We start from the raw sequence: 17,738 nt of genomic DNA on the forward strand, positions 1-17,738 counted from the left end.
CGAAGGGCGGTGAGGGGGACCGAGAGGTGCTGACGACGCCCGAACGCCCGCCGGCCGTCGCCGCTGGTCAGACCGGTGTCACGGTCGGCCGCCGGGCAAGGTGGCGATCTCGGCCACCGCCTCGACGATGGGCGTCGGGCCGCCCACGACCTCGACCGTGTGGCCGATGCTGCCCGGGTCGGCCAGGACGTCGGCCACCACGGCGGCGACGTCGGCGCGCGGGATCCGGCCGGGCGGGACGTGGCGCCCGATGGTGATGTGGCCCGTCCCCTCGTCGTCGGTCAGCCCGCCGGGGCGGACGACGGTGACCTGCAGGTCCGACGCCAGGGCGATCCGGTCGGCCTCGGCCTTGGCCCGCAGGTAGACGGAGAAGACCTCGTCATCGTCGGGCGGGTCGTCGGTGCCCATGGCGCTCACCACCACCAGGCGGGGGACGCCGGCCCGCTCGGCCGCCGTCACCGTGCGGGTCACCCCGTCGCGGTCGACGGTGTGCTTGCGGGCGGCCCCGCTCCCGGGGCCGGCGCCGGCGGCGAACACCACGGCGTCGGCGCCGGCGAGGGCCCCGTCGAGGTCCTGGCCCAGGTCCTCGAGGTCGCACAGCACCGCCTCGGCCCCGTCGCCCTCGACGTCGGCGACGTGGTCGGGGTTGCGGACGAGGGCGCGGACCTGGTGCCCCCGGGCGACGAGCAGGCGGGTGAGGTGCCGGGCGACCTGCCCGTGGCCTCCGACGATGGCGACGATCATCTCCCCACCGTAGGACCGCGCCCGCCGGTCCGCGCCGAGCGCCAGCGGCTAGGTGTGGCCACGAAGCCGGCTGGTGCGGTCACGCTCCTCGGAACGACCTCCGTCGCATTCCTCGGTTCTGTTCGCGCCAGGCGTCACGACTGGCCGACAGCGGTGACAGAACGGCGATGGCCGCCTCGACCGCCGTTCTGTTCGCGCCAGGCGACATCGGTGTCCGGTAGCGGTGACAGAACGGTGCCGGCGGCCACGTCCGGGGTCGTGATCGGATCCGCACCCACCGCCAAGCTGATCGGCCACCGCAACCAGCACCACCGACCCATCCGCTGAGCCTCCAGGCACCTCGTGGTCCGACGATCGGTAGGGTCCCGCGCCGTGGACGGGATCGACCTCTTCCTCGACGAGGTGGCCACCGCCCGGCACCGCGACATCCAGTTCACCCCGCACACCGACCGGCTCGACCTGACCTGGGGTCACCCGGACCCGACCCTTCTCCCCGTCGACGAGCTGCGAACCGCCACCGATGCCGTCCTCTCCGATCGCGGCTGGCGAGCGCTGTCCTACGGCACCTCCGAGGGCTCGGGCCGGCTGCGCCACGCCCTCGCCGAGCGGCTCGCCGTGCACGCCCCCACGACCAGCGACGACCTGATCGTCACCTACGGCAGCTCCCACGCCCTCGACCTCGTGCTGGCCCAGACGGGGTACGAGGACGACGTGGTGCTGGTCGAGCAGCCCACCTACTTCCTCGCCCTCGAGATCATCGCCGAGCGACGGATGCGGGCCGTCGGCCTCCCTGCCCGCACCCCAGCCGCCGACTCTCTCGCCGACACGGTCGGCCGGGTCCGGGCCGGCGACCCGCACCGCCGGATCTACCTGTACCTGAGCCCGACCCACGGCAACCCGACCGGTCGGACGATGCCCGAGGACGAGAGGCGCACGCTGGTGGAGGTGGCCCGGGACAACGAGGTCACCATCATCGAGGACGACGTCTACGGCGAGCTGGGCGACGAGCCCGTCACCCCGCTGTGGGCGCTCGACCCCGAGCGGGTGATCCGGCTGGGCTCGTTCTCCAAGACGATCGCCCCCGGGCTGCGCCTGGGGTTCGTCCGCGTGGTGGCCGACGCCGCCGAGATGGCGACCAACGCGGTGCTCCACTCCGGCGGCGGTGCGAACCCTCTGGTCGCCGGGATCGTCGCCGAGCTGATCGAGTCCGGGGCCTACGACCGGATCGTCGGCCGACTGGGACGGACCTACCGGGAGCGGATGGCGGTGCTGCTGGGCCGGATCGACGACGCCCACCTCCCGGCCGGACGACCGACCGCCGGCTACTTCGCCTGGATCAAGGCGACCGAGGGAGACCTGGTGGCCGCCGCCGCCGAGGTCGGCGTGGCCCTCGCCGCCCCCGGGCTCTTCTGCGTCGATCCGGTGGGACCGACTGCGGCTCGGGCCTCGTGCAGCCTGCTCGGGCCAGCCGACCTGGCCGAGGCGTCGGCGCGGTTGGCGGGGGTGCTGGGTTCGGGGGGTCCCGGGGACCGGCCGTAGGCTCGGGGCCATGCTGCACCTGGTCCCCGTCGCGCCCCTCGCCGCATGATCGGGCCGGGCTGGTTCGACCGGGCCGAGGCCCTGCGCCGCATGGAGGCCGACGGCGTCGACGTCCTGGTCGTCGGCGGCGGCGTGACCGGCGCCGGCTGCGCCCTCGACGCCGCGTCGCGGGGTCTGCGGGTCGGGCTCGTCGAGCGGGACGACTTCGCCTCGGGCACGTCGTCGAAGTCCTCCAAGCTCGTCCACGGGGGGCTCCGGTACCTCCAGCAGGGCGAGGTCCGCCTGGTGTACGAGGCCCTCCGGGAGCGCCAGCGCCTGCTGCGCAACGCCCCCCACCTGGTGAAGGTCCTCCCGTTCCTCATCCCCATGTTCACCGGCAAGGGCGGGGTCCTGAACCCCAAGCTCTCCCGCGCCCTGGGCTCGGCCATGTGGATGTACGACCTCACCGGCGGGTGGCGGGTCGGCAAGATCCACGAGCGCATCAGCGCCGAGGAGGCCCAGGCCCACATGCCGACGCTGCGGGCCGACCGGCTGGCGGCGTCGTACCTCTACTACGACGCCCAGGCCGACGACGCCCGGCTCACCCTCACCCTGGCCCGGACCGCGGCGATCGACCACGGCGCCGCCGTCGCCAACGGCACCCGCCTGGTGGGCCTGGAGAAGGACCCGGAGGGTCGGGTCGTCGCCGCCCGGGTCGAGGCCGACGGCCGGGAGCTGACGATCCGCTGCCGGGCCGTGGTCAACGCCGGCGGTGTGTGGGCCGACGACGTGCGGGCGCTCGACGAGGGCCGGCACCCGGACTCGATCCGCCCGGCCAAGGGCGTGCACATCACCGTCCCGTGGGCGCTGGTGCAGAACGACATCGCCGCCGTCGTCCCCGTGCCGGGCGACAAGCGCTCGGTGTTCGTGGTGCCGTGGGGCGACGTCACCTACATCGGCACCACCGACACCGACTACGAGGGCCCGGTCGACGACCCGCAGTGCACCGCCGAGGACATCGGCTACCTGCTCAAGGCCATCAACGGCGCCACCGGCGGGTCGATCACCGAGGACGACGTGGTCGGCACGTGGGCCGGTCTCCGCCCCCTCGTGAAGTCGGCCACGTCGGGCCGGACGGCCGACCTGTCCCGCCACCACAAGGTGGTCCCGTCGGCCTCCGGGGTGGTGTCGATCACCGGCGGAAAGCTGACGACGTACCGCGAGATGGCGGCCGACACCATCGACGCCGTCGTCGAGGGGCTGGGCGACGCCGTGCCCCACCGGGCCCGGCGCAGCCGCACGGCCAAGCTGCGCCTCCGGGGCGCCGAGGGCTTCGAGGCCGTGTCCGTCGGCGCCGACGAGCGCACCCGCCACCTGGCCGAGCGCTACGGCGGCGAGGCCCGCACGATCCTGGCCCTGATCGAGCGCGACCCGGCGCTGGGCGAGCCGCTCGTCGAGGGGCTCCCCTACGTGCGGGCCGAGGCCGTGTACGCCGCCCGCCACGAGATGGCCCGCACCGTCGACGACGTCCTCAGCCGCCGCACCCGGGCCCGGCTGCTGGCCCGCGACGCGTCCGACGCCGCCGCCGACGACGTGGGCCGGCTCATCGCCCCCGAGCTGGGGCTGTCCGACGACGAGGTCGCGGCCCAGGTCGCGGCCTACCGGGCCGACCTGGCCCACGAGCGGGCGGCCAACGCCGCCCACGGCGACGGCCTGGTCGCGTCGGACCCGGTGCCGGAGGTCGACTCCCCCCGGCTCACGGAGCAGACCCGGCTCGCCTGACGCCCGGATCGAGCCCGATCCGGTCCCCGCGCCACCGACGGGAGGTCTTCTCCGGCCAGCGACGCAGGAGCGCGAGGGGCATCGCTAGGGTCCGGCCCCGTGACGGACCTCCGCCCCGGACCGGGAACCCCGACGCCCCCGATCGCCCTGGCCGGGGACCCGGCCGCGGCGACGGCCCGGTTGGGGGGCGCGGTCGAGGTCGACGACGCCTTCGTGGCCCGGCTGGCCGACGTGTGCGCCGAGGTCACCACCGACGCCGCCGCCACCGCCGAGGCCAGCCGGGACTGGTGGCCCCTGGCGATGATCTGGGCGACCGAGAACCAGGTCCCGGCCCGGGCGGCGGTCGTCGCCCGCCCGACGACCACCGACGAGGTCGCCGCCGTCGTCGCCGCCTGCCACGAGGCCCGGGTCCCGCTCACCACCGCCGGGGGGCGCAGCGGCGTGTGCGGCGCGTCGGTCCCGGTGTTCGGCGGTGTCGTGCTCGACACCACCGCGCTCAGCGGCATCCGCGACGTCGACGACGCCTCGCTGGTTGTCGACGTCGCCCCCGGCACCTTCGGCGACCGCTTCGAGGAGGAGCTCCAGGGCACCCACGGGCTGACCGTCGGGCACTGGCCCCAGTCGATGGCCCTGGCCACCGTCGGCGGCTGGGTCGCCTGCCGGGGGGCGGGCCAGTACTCGACCCGCTACGGGAAGATCGAGGACATCGTCCAGGGGCTCGACGTCGTCCTCGCCGACGGTCGCCGGATCACGACCGGCGGCCAGCCCCGCCAGGCCGCCGGGCCGGACCTGACCCAGCTGTTCGTCGGCTCCGAGGGGACCCTCGGCGTCATCACCGGGGTCCGCCTCACCGCCCACCCCGTGCCGACGCACGTGGCCAAGGCGGCCTACGGCTTCGCCTCCTTCGCCGAGGCCCTCGACGCCATGCGCCGCATCCTCCGCCGGGGCGCGACCCCCGCGGTCCTCCGCCTCTACGACGACGTCGAGTCGAACCGCAACCACGGCACCGAGGGCACCCACGACCTGCTGGTGCTCGACGAGGGCGAGCCCGGGCTGGTCGACGCGGGCATGGCCGTGGTGGCCGAGGAGTGCGCGGCGGCGGCCCCGATCGACGTGGGCCTGGTCGACCACTGGCTGGGCAAGCGCAACGACGTGGCCGCCCTCGAGGCCCTGATCAGCCGGGGCTACGTCGTCGACACCATGGAGGTGACCGGCACGTGGGCCGCCCTCCCGGGGATCTACACCGCCGCCACCGAGGCCATCCGGGGCGTCGAGGGCACGCTCGTGGCCTCCGCCCACCAGTCCCACAGCTACCTCGACGGCGGCTGCCTCTACTTCACCTTCGCCGCCAACCCCGGCGAGGGGGCCGACCTCGACACCCGCTCGGCCTACTACCGGGCCGCCTGGGACGCCGGCACCCGCGCCGTCCTCGCCGCCGGTGGGTCGCTCAGCCACCACCACGGGGTGGGCCTCAACCGGGCCCGGTTCGTGCGCGACGCCCTCGGCCCGGCGTTCGAGGTGCTGGCCGCGACCAAGGCCGCCCTCGACCCCCACGGCATCCTCAACCCGGGCAAGCTCGGCCTGCCCTCCCCCTTCGGCGAGCCGTCGTGGCCGTGACAGGAGGGCGAGGCGCCAGCCGAGGCCGACCAGACGGCACAGGAGGGCGAGGCGCCAGCCGAGGCCGACCAGACGGCACAGGAGGGCGAGGCCCCAGCCGAGGCCGACCAGACGGCACGATCGCCTGGTCGCTGGCGGGCAAGGGGGCCCTGAACGGGCTGGTGTTCGTGGGGCCGGCGGCGGTCGCCGGCCTGCTGCTCGCCGACGACGACGGGGACCTGGCCGGCGGGCCGGCGATCGCCATCGCCGTGGTCCAGATCCTCGGGTTCTGCTTCGCGGGGTGGGTGGTGCGCCGTCTGGACATCACCGCCTCGGTCGCGTCCTGCGCCGCCGCCGGCGTCGGGTGCGCCCTCATCCTCCAGGCCGTGGGCATCGTCACCTCGCTGGTGCGGGGCGAGGACCTGAACCCCCTCACCTGGATCGCCACCGCCCTCGTCGCCGGCCTCGCCGGCAGCGCCGGGGGCCTCCTGGCCCGCACCGAGCGGGTCTCCACCCCCCGGAGGGACGCGTGACCGCGACCGGACGTCTGCTCGTCATCGACGTGGGCACCAGCAGCCTGCGGGCCGCCGTGGTCGATCGGACCTCGGCCGTGGGCCACGTCCACGCTCGGCCCCTGCTGCCCGACTCCCCCGCGCCCGGCCTGGTCGAGTTCGACGGTCCGGCGATGGCGGCCGCGGTGCTGGAGGTCGCCCGGGCCGCCCTGGCCCAGGGGGGCCCGGTCGACGCCGTGGGCATCGCCAACCAGCGGGCGTCGACGCTGGTGTGGGACCGGGCCACGGGCGAGCCGGTGGCCCCGGGGCTGGGCTGGCAGGACCTGCGGACGATCGGCACCTGCCTGGGGCTGGCGGGCGAGGGCATCCGGATCGCCCCCAACCTGTCCGCCACCAAGGTCCACGACATCCTCGGCCGCGTCGACCCCGATCGCGACCGGGACCTGTGCGTCGGCACCGTCGACACGTGGATCGCCTGGACCCTGTCCGAGGGGGCCCTGCACGTCACCGACCCCACCAATGCCGCCCTGACCGGGCTCACGACCTTCGACGCCTCGGACTGGAACGACGAGGTGCTGGACCGGCTGCGGATCCCCCGGTCGCTGCTGCCGACGGTCGTCGACTCGACGGGCGTGGTCGGAGCGGCCACCGCCCTCGACGGCGCCCCCCCGATCGCCGGGATCGCCGGCGACCAGCAGGCGTCGCTGGTCGGCCAGGGGTGCTTCGCCCCGGGCCAGGCCAAGGCCACCTTCGGCACCGGCGGGATGCTCGACGTGTGCGTCGAGCAGCGCCCCGACTTCCCCGCCCGCGGCCCGGCCGGGGGCTTCCCCATCGTGACGTGGGGCCGCGGCGGCGAGGTCCACTGGGGCGTGGAGGCGGCCATGCTCTCGGCCGGCACCAACGTCGAGTGGCTGCGCGACGACCTGGGCCTCATCGCCGACGCCGCCGAGTCCCACGCCGTGGCCCAGCGCTGCGACGACACCGAGGGGGTCTGGTACGTGCCCGCCCTCCTCGGCCTGGGCGCGCCGAAGTGGGACTACGGCGCCCGGGGCACGCTCCTCGGCATCAGCCGCGGGTCGGGCCGCCCCCAGATCGTGCGGGCCGTGCTCGAGGGCGTCGCCCACCGGGGCGCCGACCTGCTCGAGGCGGCCGAGGCCGACGGGGCCTGCGCCATCGCCACCCTCCGCATCGACGGCGGCATGAGCGACAACCCCACCTTCGTGCAGGCCCTGGCCGACGCCACCCAGCGCCCGATCGAGGTCTCCCCCGAGCGGGAGGCGACCACCCTCGGCGCCGCCCACCTGGCGGGTCTGGCCGTCGGGATCTGGAGCGACACCGACGAGCTGGCGGCGCTGTGGTCGCCGCGGGCGGCCGTCGAACCCGGTGCGCCGCTCGATCGCGAGCGCTGGGCCGAGGCCATCCGACGGGCCGAGCGGTGGCACCCGGACCTGTCGAGCCTCGACTTCTGACCACCGACGCCTCCGCACTAGAAAGGGCGATCGTGCTGCACCCACCCCGGCCCCAGCCCACCGCCGTCGCGGCCGACGCCCTCGACGGCGATGCGACCCGTCGGTCCTTCCTGAAGAAGGTCGCCCTGGGCGGCGCCGCCGCCGCGGTCGGCACCCAGCTGCTCCCCCTCGACCGCCTGGTCCCCGGCGCCGGCGCCCAGGAGGACGGCGACAGCGGTGGCGACTCGAGCACCGAGACGACCGAGGCGGGCACCGAGTCCGAGACCGGGCCCGAGCTCACCCCGGACCAGGAGCGCATCACCTTCCTGGCCGGCATCGCCCTGGCCGGGGCGGCCGCCTTCCGGGCCGCCGCCGGCGACGAGGGTACCGACGGGGCCTCCGAGGGCGAGGAGTCCGAGGACGCCTCGGGCGACGCGACCACCACGACCCTGCCGCCGATCGAGGTGCCGCCGCTGGCCGAGCCGGTGGTCGAGGTCCTGCGCGTCTTCGGCTCGCACCACTCCCAGCAGGCCACCGCCATGAACGCCGGCCTCGAGGTCGTCGTCGAGGCGCCCAACTCCACCCTCCTGACCGAGGTCCGCAGCGGCCTCTCCTCGGCCGCCGACGAGGCCGCCGTGCTGGAGCTCCTGCGAGACCTGTCCGAGCGCATCGCCGCGACCCACCTCGAGGCCCTCGGCGAGATCGAGGACTCGACCGACGCCCAGCTCGTCGCCACCGCCCTCCCGGTCGTGGCCCAGCACGCCGTCGTCCTCGGCACCGTGGCGCCGACCCCGGTCCCGCTCGAGGAGCTGATCCCCGAGGAGCAGACCACCGACGGAGCCCTGACCCAGGCGGAGTACCCGTCCCAGTCCGGGCCCGACACCGAGGACACCCCGGGCGACACGGGGTCCGAGCAGCCCGAGGGCAGCGCCGGGGGCGAGGGCGCCGACCCCGACACCGACACCGGTGGGACCCCCGCCGACGGCACCGAGGCGAGCGGTGGCGGCGCCGACGACGGCAGCAGCACCGACGCCGGCGGCAGCGCCAGCGACCCCGAGAGCGAGGGCTGACCACCAGTGGCCGAGATCCATCCCGACGACGTGTACCCGGGCCACCCGGCTGGCGCCTCTCCGGCCGCCGACGCCCCGATCGGCCTCGCCGCCGGCGACATCGACGCGCTCGTCGCCGAGGCCCGGCGCGACGCCACGGTGGCGACGTGGCGCGAGCGGGCCACCTCGGTCCTGGCCCGCCGGCGGACCGCCGCCGGTGACGGCCCCGAGGGTCGCCGAGACTTCCTCCGCCTGGGCGCCACCGGCGTCGTCGCCGCGGCCGTGCTCGCCGCCTGCAGCGACGACGAGTCGGCGCCGCCCAGCGAGACGGGCGTGACCGAGCCCGAGCCGGCCGAGACCACCCTGGCCCCGCCGCAGACGACGACGCCCGAGGACGGCGCCCTCCAGGACGCCCTCGTCTTCCGGACCGCTCGCACCATGGAGCTGGCCATGGTCGACGTCTACGACGCCCTCCTCGGCGGCGGGGGCGACCTCGCCCTGCCCGGCGAGGTCACCTACGACGCCGGCGCCGAGGCCGCCCTCAGCCTGCTGCGGGACCGCCACCAGGCCCACTCCGAGGCCCTCGTCGAGCTGATCAGCGAGGCCGGCGGCGAGCCGGTGAGCGAACCCAACAACGGCATCATCGAGGGCGTCGTCACCCCGCAGCTCGCGGACCTGACGACCCAGCGCTCGGTCCTGCTCTTCGCCCGCACCCTCGAGGACGTCGCCGCCGGTACCTACGGGTGGGGCGCCGGCACGCTGACGACGCCGGCCCTGCGGGCGAGCGCCATGACCATCGGCGCCGTCGCCGCTCGCCAGGGCGTGGCGCTGTCCCTCCTGCTCGACCCCAGCGGCGCCGACGCCGCCCAGGGCCCGGTGCTCGACACCTCCGGCCCCGCCCGCCTCCCCGAGCACATGCTCGTCACCGACGGCATGGACGGCGGCGACGCCCTCGCCGAGCCGGCCGCCGCCGGCGGCGAGGAGGAGGAGGGTGGCGAGGAGGCCGAGGACGGCGGTGGTGACTCGCCCGACGAGGGCGCCGACGCCGGCTCGCCCCAGGAGGACGGCGAGGGCTGACCCTCCCCTGGCCGACCGTCCGGCGGGAGGCATGCGGCGGGAGGCGTAGGGTGGTCCCTGGTGGTGAGCTGTCCGGGTGACCGCGGCAGGCCGGACCTCGGTCCGGCTCGCTGAGGAAGGTCGGGGCTCCCCAGGGCACGGTGCTGGCGCGAGCCAGGACGGGGCGACCTGTCGGTTCAGGGCAACAGAGAGCAGACCGCCGATGGCCTCGGAGCGATCCGGAGCACAGGCAAGGGTGAAACGGTGCGGTAAGAGCGCACCAGCGTCGTGGGCGACCACGGCGGCTCGGCAACCCCCACCGGGAGCAAGGCCGAACAGGGACAGGGTGGCCCGCCCGTCACGTCCCAGGTGGGCCGCACAGATGGATGGTCACCGAACCGGACCCCCGCAAGGGACCGGGGAACAGAACCCCGCCTACAGGGCAGCTCACCACCACGCACACGTCGACCGAGGTGACCTCGGCGCTGATCAGGCGGAGGTGACGGTGACGATCTCGCTGTCCTCAGCGCAGTCTTCGTCGATCGGGAAGCCAGGGTTGGTGCACGCCGTGATCGTCACGGACACCTGGCCGGGCTGGATCGCCGACTCCAAGGGGGCCGTCTGGGTCCACACCTTGGGCTCCGAGCACCGCTCGTGGAGCTCGATGCCTGTGTCGATGACGGTCCCCTGCTCGAGGGTGACGAACAGGTCCAACGGTTCCCGGTTGTCCGGGGTCCCACCGGAGCAGGCGACGACACCGGACAACGTCAGGTACCTGTCGCCGCCGCCGTCGACGGTGATGGTCCCGTTCCTGCGGATGGTGAAGTCGATCTCGAGCTGTTGCGGTGGTTGGCACGCAGCGACGATCGACGCGGCCACCAGGATCATGGCGAGACGGCGCACGAGCCCCCCCCTTCAAGCGACCGCTGGACCGTACGTGCGCCCTGCTGTGGTCGGATCCGTCAGAAGGGTGAGGGCGCGTCGCGCTCGGCGGCACCGGCTGGCCCTCGGCCCTCGCCGCCGTGTCCGTGGGGGGCACCCGGGCTGACGCCCTCGAGGGCGCCGACGTCCGCTCCGGACCGGACCCTGCGGGAGGTCGGCTCACCGCCCCTGACCGTCGATCGCCGGACGGCGGACGGCGGACGCCCGTCGAACCCTGCTAGACGTGGCCGACGAGACCTGGGGGGGGGAGCGAGGAGCCGGGATGAGGCAGTGGATGAGGGTTGCGGGAGCGCTCGGGGCCGGGGCTGTGCTGCTCATCGCGTGCGGTGGCGACGACGACGGCGCCACCGACCAGTCCCCGGCGACCGAGGCCTCCACGGCTTCCGAGCCGGACGAGGCCACCACCTCGACCTCGGCCCCCTCGTCGACCGAGGCGGCGACGACGAGCACCACGACGACGTCCCCTCCGACCACGGCCCCGGCGGCCACCGGACCTCAGCCGTGGCAGGACCTCACGGCCGGCGAGTGCATCGGGACCATCCCCGACGGCACCTTCACCGAGGTCACCACGGTCGACTGCACGTCACCGCACGCGGCCGAGGCGCTGACCGGCATCCGGGCCATCACCACCATCGCGGGTGACGACGTCGACGCCTCGGCCCAGGCGACCTGCGACCAGGAGCTGGCGCCCTACGCCGCTCCCGGTCGGGTGGCCTCGTACATCCTCGAGGAGACGCCGGGCACCCTCGTGGTCCGAGCCGTGTGCCTCGTCATCGACGCCTCCGGCGCTCCGCTGACCGCCCCCATCGTCGACGGCTGACCCGCTGCCCGCCGGGGCGGGCCGATGGTGACGGGTCCCAGCCCCTCCCCCTCCGACTCGTCGCCGAGCCGGAGCAGGGATCCGCCACCATCACCCACTCCGGTTCTGCACGTGCCGCCCGGGGCCTGCCTCAGGCGGCGGCGATCACCCGATCGGGTGGGCGAGGGCGAGCGACGGGTGAGGGGCAGCACCGCAGGCGGCGGCACCCGCCGATCCGCGCTCACCTCGCCCGCCCACCCCGGAGTCGCAGCGATCACACCTCGACCACGACGACGTCGACCAGCCCGCGTCGACCGCGCACCTCGACGGAATCGGACCTGGCGCCGGCATGGTCGGCTGCGACCAGGGCGAAGAGCTCCGCCGCCAGCACGACCTCGCCCGGTGACGCGTGCGACTGCAATCGGGCACCGACGTTGACCGCGTCACCCAGCGCGGTGAAGTCCATGACCGCTCCCGATCCCACGTTGCCCACGAAGGCCGTGCCGGCGTTGGCCGCGACGCCGACGGGGAGCTCCTGGACCGATGTCGCCAGGTCCAGCGCGGCGAGAGCGGCACGCCGGCGGTAGTCCGGCCCGGCGAGGCCGCTGACGAAGAGCGCCATCACCTCGTCCCCGACCAGCTTGTCGATCATCCCGTCATGGCGGATCACCACGTCGGTCGCCGTCGCGTAGAAGCGGTTGAGGGCGGCGGCGAACTCGGTCGCGGTGCGCTGCTCCCCCATCGTGGTCGACCCCCGCACGTCGGCGAACACCACGCCGACGTCCAGCTCGATCCCCCCGGGCGGCAGGTGGTCGAAGCAGTACTGGCACAGGTTCGGGTTCTTGCGCGACGGCCGGCGTCCCACGAGGCCCATCAGCCGGCCCCCGACGCCCCCGAACGGGTTCTGGCACAGCTTGCACCGGGGACCGTGGGGAAGCCGCCGGAACACGCGCTGCGCCATCCTCAGGGGCTCGTACCCGTCGACGAGCAGCGCATGCCAGTCGAGTGGCTTCGCCATGCCGAGAACGTATGGCCCACGGCGACCGACGACCAGGGTGCGTCCTCGTTCCCGAGCAGCTTCCCGCATCGGCCCCACGACGCGGCGCGACCCGCGAGACTGCGGGCCGACGCCGAGGGCGGCGTCGCCGCAACCGTCTTGGAGGGCCCCATGACCGACGCCGGATGGCACCCCGACCCGACCGGGCGGCCCGGTCAGCGCTACCACGACGGGTCGCGCTGGACCGAGCACGTCACCGACGCAGCCGGCGCCCAGTCGGTGGACCACGACGGGGCGCAGAGCCTCGCCGCCGGCCCGGGCAGCAGCCCCGGGGGCGGCGGCGACGGCGAGATCCAGATCGGGCCGCCGCCGGCCCGTTCGTCGACCGCGCCCGCCGCCGATCACGAGCCGGCCCAGTGGCCCGGGGACCACGAGGCGGGACCTGCCCCGGCCCCGCCGGCCGGCCAACCGAGCTGGGGCGGCCCCGCGGCCGCCGGGTCCTGGAGCCCGAGCCCGCCCCCTGGCTCCGACGGCGGGGCGTGGGGCGGGGCACCGCCCGCCCCCAAGCGGAAGCGGGTCGACAAGGTCAGCATCATCGGCCTGCTGCTGGCCGTGCTGGGCATCGGTGTCGGCGTGGCGGCCCTGTTCGCCCTCCCGTGGCTCGACATCGGCGGCAACGAGCTCGACTTCGCCGACGCCCGCCGGGACGTCGACGACAGTGGCGTGTTCGGCGCGGTGGCGAGCGGGCTGATGATCAACATCGCCTACTTCATCGTCGCCGTCGGTGGTGTCGTGGCCCTGGCCAAGGCGCTCGGGTCGCGCGCCATGGGGACCATCGGGCTCGTCCTGGCCGTCGTCGGCCTGGTCGCCCTGATCGCCGTCGGCGTGGCCGCCATCCCCGTCGAGCAGGCCGACCCCACCTTCATCGGGGGCGACGCCGCCACGATGCTGGAGTCCGAGGCCGAGGATCGTCTGACCGGCACCGCCGTCTTCACCGGCGTGGTGATGTTCGTCTCCACGGTGCTGGCCGGCGTCGGCCTCCTGCTCCACGGCATCGGCGGGCGCATCCTGGCCTTCCTCGGCCTCGGCCTGCTCGTGCTCTTCGCCCTGGGCGGCATCGTCGTCCTGCGGAACAACGTCGAGGACCTCCTGGGCGGGTTCGCCAGCGTCGACCTCGCCCTGGGGGCGTGGGCCATCGTGGCCTCGGCGGTGCTCCTCGCCCTCGGCGCCGCCGTCCCCGGCGGCCGACGAGAGGTCTGAGGCGGGCGCCCGGCGGCTCGCGGCCTACGGTCAAGTCTCGGCATCCGCAGCCGACGGGAGGTGACGATGGAAGGTTCCTACGATCGACGGATCGGCGACCGCGTCGACGTCGAGTCCGTCCCGGTCCTCTGGCGGGCCCCCGCCCCCGGTGCGCCCCGGTGGAAGCAGATCGGGAAGCAGCGGCCGCAGTCGGGTGCCCTCCTCGACCTGTCGGTCAGCGGCCTGCAGGTCCGGGCCCCGGCGGCCGACGACCTCTTCCGCGGCGTCGTCATCCACATCCAGCTCGACGGCGTCACCGGCGCCGTCGTCATCCGACGGGTGACGCCCGTGCCGGGCACGAAGCTGTGCGACTACGGGGTCCAGCTGAAGGACACCGCCACCGAGCTGACCCAGTGGGTGCACGAGCGCTTGGCCCGGTCGGCCCCGGTCCGGGAGAGCGACTGGAACGCGCCCCGGCGCTGACCTAGGGCTGGATGACGGCGTAGCCGCGCCGCTGGAGCTCGGCGGCCAGCAGGTCGTCGGGCACCCGCTTGAGCTGGTCGGCGAGGGTCGCCCGCTTGCGGTCCGCCGCCGACACCCGCTCCTCCACGGGCTCGGCGATCTCGCCCGTCCCGTCGACACCACCGGCCATGAGCCGGTCGATCAGGGCCTGAGCCTCGTCGCGGCTGAACTTGCCGGCGGCCTGGCGCTGGGTGAGCCCCAGGGGGTGGCGGGCGGCCTTGAACCCGTCGTGGCCGGCCGCCTCGACCAGGGCGAGGAGCTCCTCCACCTGTCGATGCGTCGCCGGGATCCCTGTCTGCTGTCCGAAGGCCATGGGTCGATCCTCCCACGTGGGTGCGACAGCCAGGGGGACACCTGTTCGGTCCATCCCGCCTGCCCGGCCCGGGCACGGGCCCGCGGCGGACGCCGCACCCACGTCCTCCGACCCCACCCACCACCCTGAGCGTGTCGGCTCCGCCGACCCCGTACCCTCTCTGGATGGACGAGCGCCCTTCCTTCGAGCAGATCCGCCGAGCGCCGAAGGTCCTGCTCCACGACCACCTCGACGGCGGGCTCCGGCCCCAGACCGTCATCGACCTGGCCGCCGAGCACGGCTACGACGGCCTGCCGACCACCGACGTCGACGACCTGGCCCGCTGGTTCACCGAGGGCGCCAACCGGCGCGACCTCGTCCTCTACCTCGACACCTTCGAGCACACCGTCGGCGTGATGCAGGAGCGCGACGCCATCGTCCGGGTCGCGGCCGAGTGCGCCCAGGACCTGGCCGACGACGGGGTGGTCTACGCCGAGGTCCGCATGGCCCCCGAGCTGTGCCTCGAGCGGGGGCTCACCCTCGACGAGGCGATCCTCGCCATGCTCGAGGGCTTCCGGCTGGGCTCGGCCGACGGACGGATCGAGATCGGCCTGCTGGTGACGGCGATGCGCCACGCCGCCAACTCGAAGGAGGTCGCCGAGGCCGCCCTGCGCCACCGCGACGAGGGCGTCGTCGGCTTCGACATCGCCGGCAGCGAGGCCGGCAACCCACCCACGCGCCACCTCGACGCCTTCCGGAAGGTGGCCGAGGAGAACTTCCACATCACCATCCACGCCGGCGAGGCGTTCGGGCTGCCGTCGATCTGGGAGGCGGTCCAGATCTGCGGGGCCGAGCGCCTCGGCCACGGCGTCCGCATCATCGACGACGTCACCGTGCTGCCCGACGGCGGCGTGCAGCTCGGACGGTTGGCGAGCTTCGTGCGGGACCGGCGGGTGCCGCTGGAGATGTGCCCCACCTCGAACGTCAACACCGGGGTGTGCGACACCATCGCCGATCACCCGATCGGCCTCCTGCGCCGGCTGCGGTTCCGGGTGACGGTCAACACCGACAACCGGCTGATGAGCGGGACGTCGATGACCCAGGAGATGCACAACCTCGTGCAGGCGTTCGGCTACGGGTGGGACGACCTCGAGTGGCTCACCCTCAACGCCATGAAGTCGGCGTTCTGGCCCTTCGACCGGCGACTCCGGATCATCAACGAGCGGATCAAGCCCGGCTACGCCGCCCTGCGGGCGTCCGGCCTCGGGGTGAGCCTCGCCGGGTAGCCGCGCCGTCGCCCCACCTCACCCGCCGTGGGCCTCGCCCTGGCGCCGGGCCAGCTCGACGAGATCGTCGAGGGCGACGGTCATGTCGACGAGGTGGAGGCCCCACGAGGGGCCGAGGGTCTCGGCCAGCAGGGCGTCGAGGGGGCGGGCGTCGGCCGGGTCGGCGGCGGCGACGGCCAGGTAGTCGTGGGTCTCGGTCGCCTCGCAGGTGACGGCGAGGGCGTCGGGGAGCGCCACGAAAGGCGTCTCGACGCCCTCGGTCCCGGGCACCGCCCCGCCGATCAGGGGGGCCGCGACGGGGGCGACGGCCCGGGACCGGTCCGTGCCGAGCAGCGCCGTGGGGTCGACGCAGAGGGCCCGGCCGTCCTCGCCCGCCCGGCCGAAGATGCCGCTCTCGTCGGGTGGGGCGGTCGCCGGGTAGCTGGACCACGTCACGACGCAGCCGGCCTCGTCGGCCGTGGTGCACGCGGGCACGTCCTGGAACGAGCCGCCGACGATCTCGCCCTCGGGCGCGGTGACCGACCCGCCGAAGAGGTGGGCGGCGACGAGGAGGTCCTGCACGGCCGGGACGCCGTCGACCTCCTCGGCGATGAGCCGGACGAGGTGGCCGGTGCCCTGGGAGTGGCCGACGAGGATCACACCTCGGCCCTGGTTCCACCGGGCGAGGTAGGTCCGCCAGGCGTCGAGCACGTCGGCGTAGGCCGCCTCCCGCTGGGCCTCGTCGGCCGAGCCCAGCCCGGTGAGGCTGATCTGGCGGTAGACGGGGGCGAACACCCGGCAGGACCGGCCGTACTGGGCGGCCTGGGCCACGACGGTCAGCGCCTCGTTGTCCTGCGGCGTCCACTCGAGGTCGCTGACGGGCCCCGGGTCGAGCGACACCGTCGGGTAGACGTAGAAGCAGTCGATGGGCGGGTCGGCGGCCGGCTCCCGCTCCTCGACGGTGCGGCTCCCGTCCGCCCCGACGACGGTGACGTCGAGGTTGCGGCAGACGTCGTCGGCCAGGTCGGGGCGGCAGATCCAGCGGGCGTCGTCGTCGTAGACGTCGCTGGTGTAGCCGTCGTCCACCGCTTCGTCCGTGGCGGCGGTCGTGTCGGAGCCGGACCCCTCGGTGGGCTCGGGGGCCGACGTGTCGGTCGGCTCGGGCGAGGAGGCCTCGGGACCGCCGTCGTCGTCCGAGCAGCCGGCCACCAGGACGGCGAGGACGGCCAGGGCGGCGATCGAGCGGAGCCGGGGCCTCACGAGGGGGCGCCGTCGAGGATCGCCCGGCTCGCCGAGCACCCCAGGCGGCTGGCCCCGGCCTCGACCATCGCCACCGCGGTGGCCCAGTCCCGGATGCCGCCCGACGCCTTCACCCCGAGCCGGTCCCCCACCGCCGCGCGCATCCGGGCCACCGCCTCGGTCGACGCCCCACCGGCGGGGTGGAAGCCCGTGGAGGTCTTCACGAAGTCGGCCCCGGCCGCCTCCGAGATGGCGCACGCCCGCTCGAGCACGTCGTCGCCCAGGGTCACCAGGACCGCCGACTCGAGGATCACCTTGAGGAGGGCTCGCCCCTCGAGGGCCCGGTGCACGGCGGCCACGCCGGCCTCGGCCAGCTCCCACTGCCCGCCGGCGATGGCACCCAGGTCGATGACCATGTCGATCTCGGTCGCCCCGGCCGCCACGCAGTCGGCCGCCTCCCGGGCCTTGGTGGCCGGCGTGTGGGCCCCCGACGGGAAGCCGACGACGGCCGCGACGGCGAGCTCGGGCGGCAGGTCGGCGACGGGCAGGGGGAGGCGCGAGGGCGACACGCACACGGCCGCGACGCCGAGCTCGGCGCCCTCCCGGCAGAGGGCGGCGACCTCCTCGCTCGTCGCCGTGGGGGCGAGGAGGGTGTGGTCGATCAGGCGCGCCACGGCGGAACGGTCGAGCGGCTCGGGCATCGCGGCCAGACTGGCACACCGCAGCCGGCGACGGCTG

Annotated in this window: 17 protein-coding genes and 1 other RNA gene; 12 read left to right on the forward strand and 6 right to left on the reverse strand. The window is 75.0% G+C overall.

The window, feature by feature from the left end:
* Positions 1–78: 78 nt before the first annotated feature.
* Positions 79–744: an SDR family oxidoreductase gene (locus HC251_RS15780; RefSeq protein WP_219941550.1), complete on the reverse strand. Its 666-nt coding sequence runs from the start codon at positions 742–744 to the stop codon at positions 79–81.
* 372 nt (positions 745–1,116) lie between these two features.
* Between HC251_RS15780 and HC251_RS15785 the strand changes: the two genes are divergently transcribed.
* The 8 genes from HC251_RS15785 (at position 1,117) to rnpB (ending at position 10,159) form a co-directional block, all read left to right on the forward strand.
* Positions 1,117–2,283 carry a PLP-dependent aminotransferase family protein gene (locus tag HC251_RS15785; RefSeq protein ID WP_219941551.1) on the forward strand — a complete coding sequence of 389 codons (1,167 nt, stop codon included), beginning with the start codon at positions 1,117–1,119 and terminating at the stop codon, positions 2,281–2,283.
* 45 nt (positions 2,284–2,328) lie between these two features.
* A complete protein-coding gene (locus tag HC251_RS15790; RefSeq protein ID WP_219941552.1) occupies positions 2,329–4,044 on the forward strand; it encodes a glycerol-3-phosphate dehydrogenase/oxidase in 1,716 nt (571 codons plus the stop codon).
* 99 nt (positions 4,045–4,143) lie between these two features.
* Complete coding sequence (locus tag HC251_RS15795) at positions 4,144–5,661, forward strand: FAD-binding oxidoreductase (RefSeq protein ID WP_219941553.1); 1,518 nt, start codon at positions 4,144–4,146, stop codon at positions 5,659–5,661.
* Between the two features lie 161 nt (positions 5,662–5,822).
* Positions 5,823–6,173: a hypothetical protein gene (locus HC251_RS15800; RefSeq protein ID WP_219941554.1), complete on the forward strand. Its 351-nt coding sequence runs from the start codon at positions 5,823–5,825 to the stop codon at positions 6,171–6,173.
* A complete protein-coding gene (locus HC251_RS15805; RefSeq protein WP_219941555.1) occupies positions 6,170–7,621 on the forward strand; it encodes an FGGY-family carbohydrate kinase in 1,452 nt (483 codons plus the stop codon). The genes HC251_RS15800 and HC251_RS15805 overlap by 4 nt, the downstream gene beginning before the upstream one ends.
* 32 nt (positions 7,622–7,653) lie before the next feature.
* Positions 7,654–8,670 carry a twin-arginine translocation signal domain-containing protein gene (locus tag HC251_RS15810; protein WP_219941556.1) on the forward strand — a complete coding sequence of 339 codons (1,017 nt, stop codon included), beginning with the start codon at positions 7,654–7,656 and terminating at the stop codon, positions 8,668–8,670.
* Between the two features lie 6 nt (positions 8,671–8,676).
* On the forward strand, positions 8,677–9,726 hold the full coding sequence (locus tag HC251_RS15815; protein ID WP_219941557.1) for a ferritin-like domain-containing protein: 1,050 nt from the start codon (positions 8,677–8,679) through the stop codon (positions 9,724–9,726).
* Between the two features lie 64 nt (positions 9,727–9,790).
* Positions 9,791–10,159: RNase P RNA component class A (gene rnpB / locus HC251_RS15820), an RNA gene on the forward strand.
* Between the two features lie 35 nt (positions 10,160–10,194).
* Here rnpB and HC251_RS15825 read toward each other — a convergent pair.
* Positions 10,195–10,608: a hypothetical protein gene (locus HC251_RS15825; protein WP_219941558.1), complete on the reverse strand. Its 414-nt coding sequence runs from the start codon at positions 10,606–10,608 to the stop codon at positions 10,195–10,197.
* A gap of 313 nt (positions 10,609–10,921) precedes the next feature.
* Here HC251_RS15825 and HC251_RS15830 point away from each other — a divergent pair, with 313 nt between their 5' ends.
* Positions 10,922–11,467: a septum formation family protein gene (locus HC251_RS15830; RefSeq protein WP_219941559.1), complete on the forward strand. Its 546-nt coding sequence runs from the start codon at positions 10,922–10,924 to the stop codon at positions 11,465–11,467.
* Positions 11,468–11,720: 253 nt separating this feature from the next.
* Here HC251_RS15830 and HC251_RS15835 read toward each other — a convergent pair whose 3' ends face one another.
* Entirely contained in the window at positions 11,721–12,464 is a 744-nt protein-coding gene (locus HC251_RS15835) for an adenylate/guanylate cyclase domain-containing protein (protein WP_219941560.1), read from the reverse strand.
* 150 nt (positions 12,465–12,614) lie between these two features.
* Here HC251_RS15835 and HC251_RS15840 point away from each other — a divergent pair, with 150 nt between their 5' ends.
* Both HC251_RS15840 and HC251_RS15845 read left to right on the forward strand, forming a co-directional pair.
* Entirely contained in the window at positions 12,615–13,703 is a 1,089-nt protein-coding gene (locus tag HC251_RS15840; RefSeq protein WP_219941561.1) for a DUF2510 domain-containing protein, read from the forward strand.
* Positions 13,704–13,769: 66 nt separating this feature from the next.
* Complete coding sequence (locus HC251_RS15845; RefSeq protein WP_219941562.1) at positions 13,770–14,165, forward strand: hypothetical protein; 396 nt, start codon at positions 13,770–13,772, stop codon at positions 14,163–14,165.
* Position 14,166: 1 nt separating this feature from the next.
* Here the strand turns inward: HC251_RS15845 and HC251_RS15850 are convergent, their stop codons facing one another.
* A complete protein-coding gene (locus HC251_RS15850) occupies positions 14,167–14,517 on the reverse strand; it encodes a hypothetical protein (RefSeq protein WP_219941563.1) in 351 nt (116 codons plus the stop codon).
* Positions 14,518–14,681: 164 nt separating this feature from the next.
* Here HC251_RS15850 and HC251_RS15855 point away from each other — a divergent pair, with 164 nt between their 5' ends.
* A complete protein-coding gene (locus HC251_RS15855; RefSeq protein WP_219941564.1) occupies positions 14,682–15,782 on the forward strand; it encodes an adenosine deaminase in 1,101 nt (366 codons plus the stop codon).
* 18 nt (positions 15,783–15,800) lie between these two features.
* Here HC251_RS15855 and HC251_RS15860 read toward each other — a convergent pair whose 3' ends face one another.
* Both HC251_RS15860 and deoC read right to left on the reverse strand, forming a co-directional pair.
* The gene (locus HC251_RS15860; protein ID WP_219941565.1) at positions 15,801–17,021 is read right to left on the reverse strand and encodes a DUF3089 domain-containing protein; all 1,221 of its coding nucleotides are present in this window, start codon (positions 17,019–17,021) and stop codon (positions 15,801–15,803) included.
* On the reverse strand, positions 17,018–17,701 hold the full coding sequence (gene deoC, locus HC251_RS15865) for a deoxyribose-phosphate aldolase (RefSeq protein WP_219941566.1): 684 nt from the start codon (positions 17,699–17,701) through the stop codon (positions 17,018–17,020). Before deoC ends, HC251_RS15860 begins: the two co-directional genes overlap by 4 nt.
* Positions 17,702–17,738: the final 37 nt, after the last annotated feature.

It is taken from the genome of Iamia sp. SCSIO 61187, assembly GCF_019443745.1.
Lineage (GTDB): Bacteria > Actinomycetota > Acidimicrobiia > Acidimicrobiales > Iamiaceae > Iamia.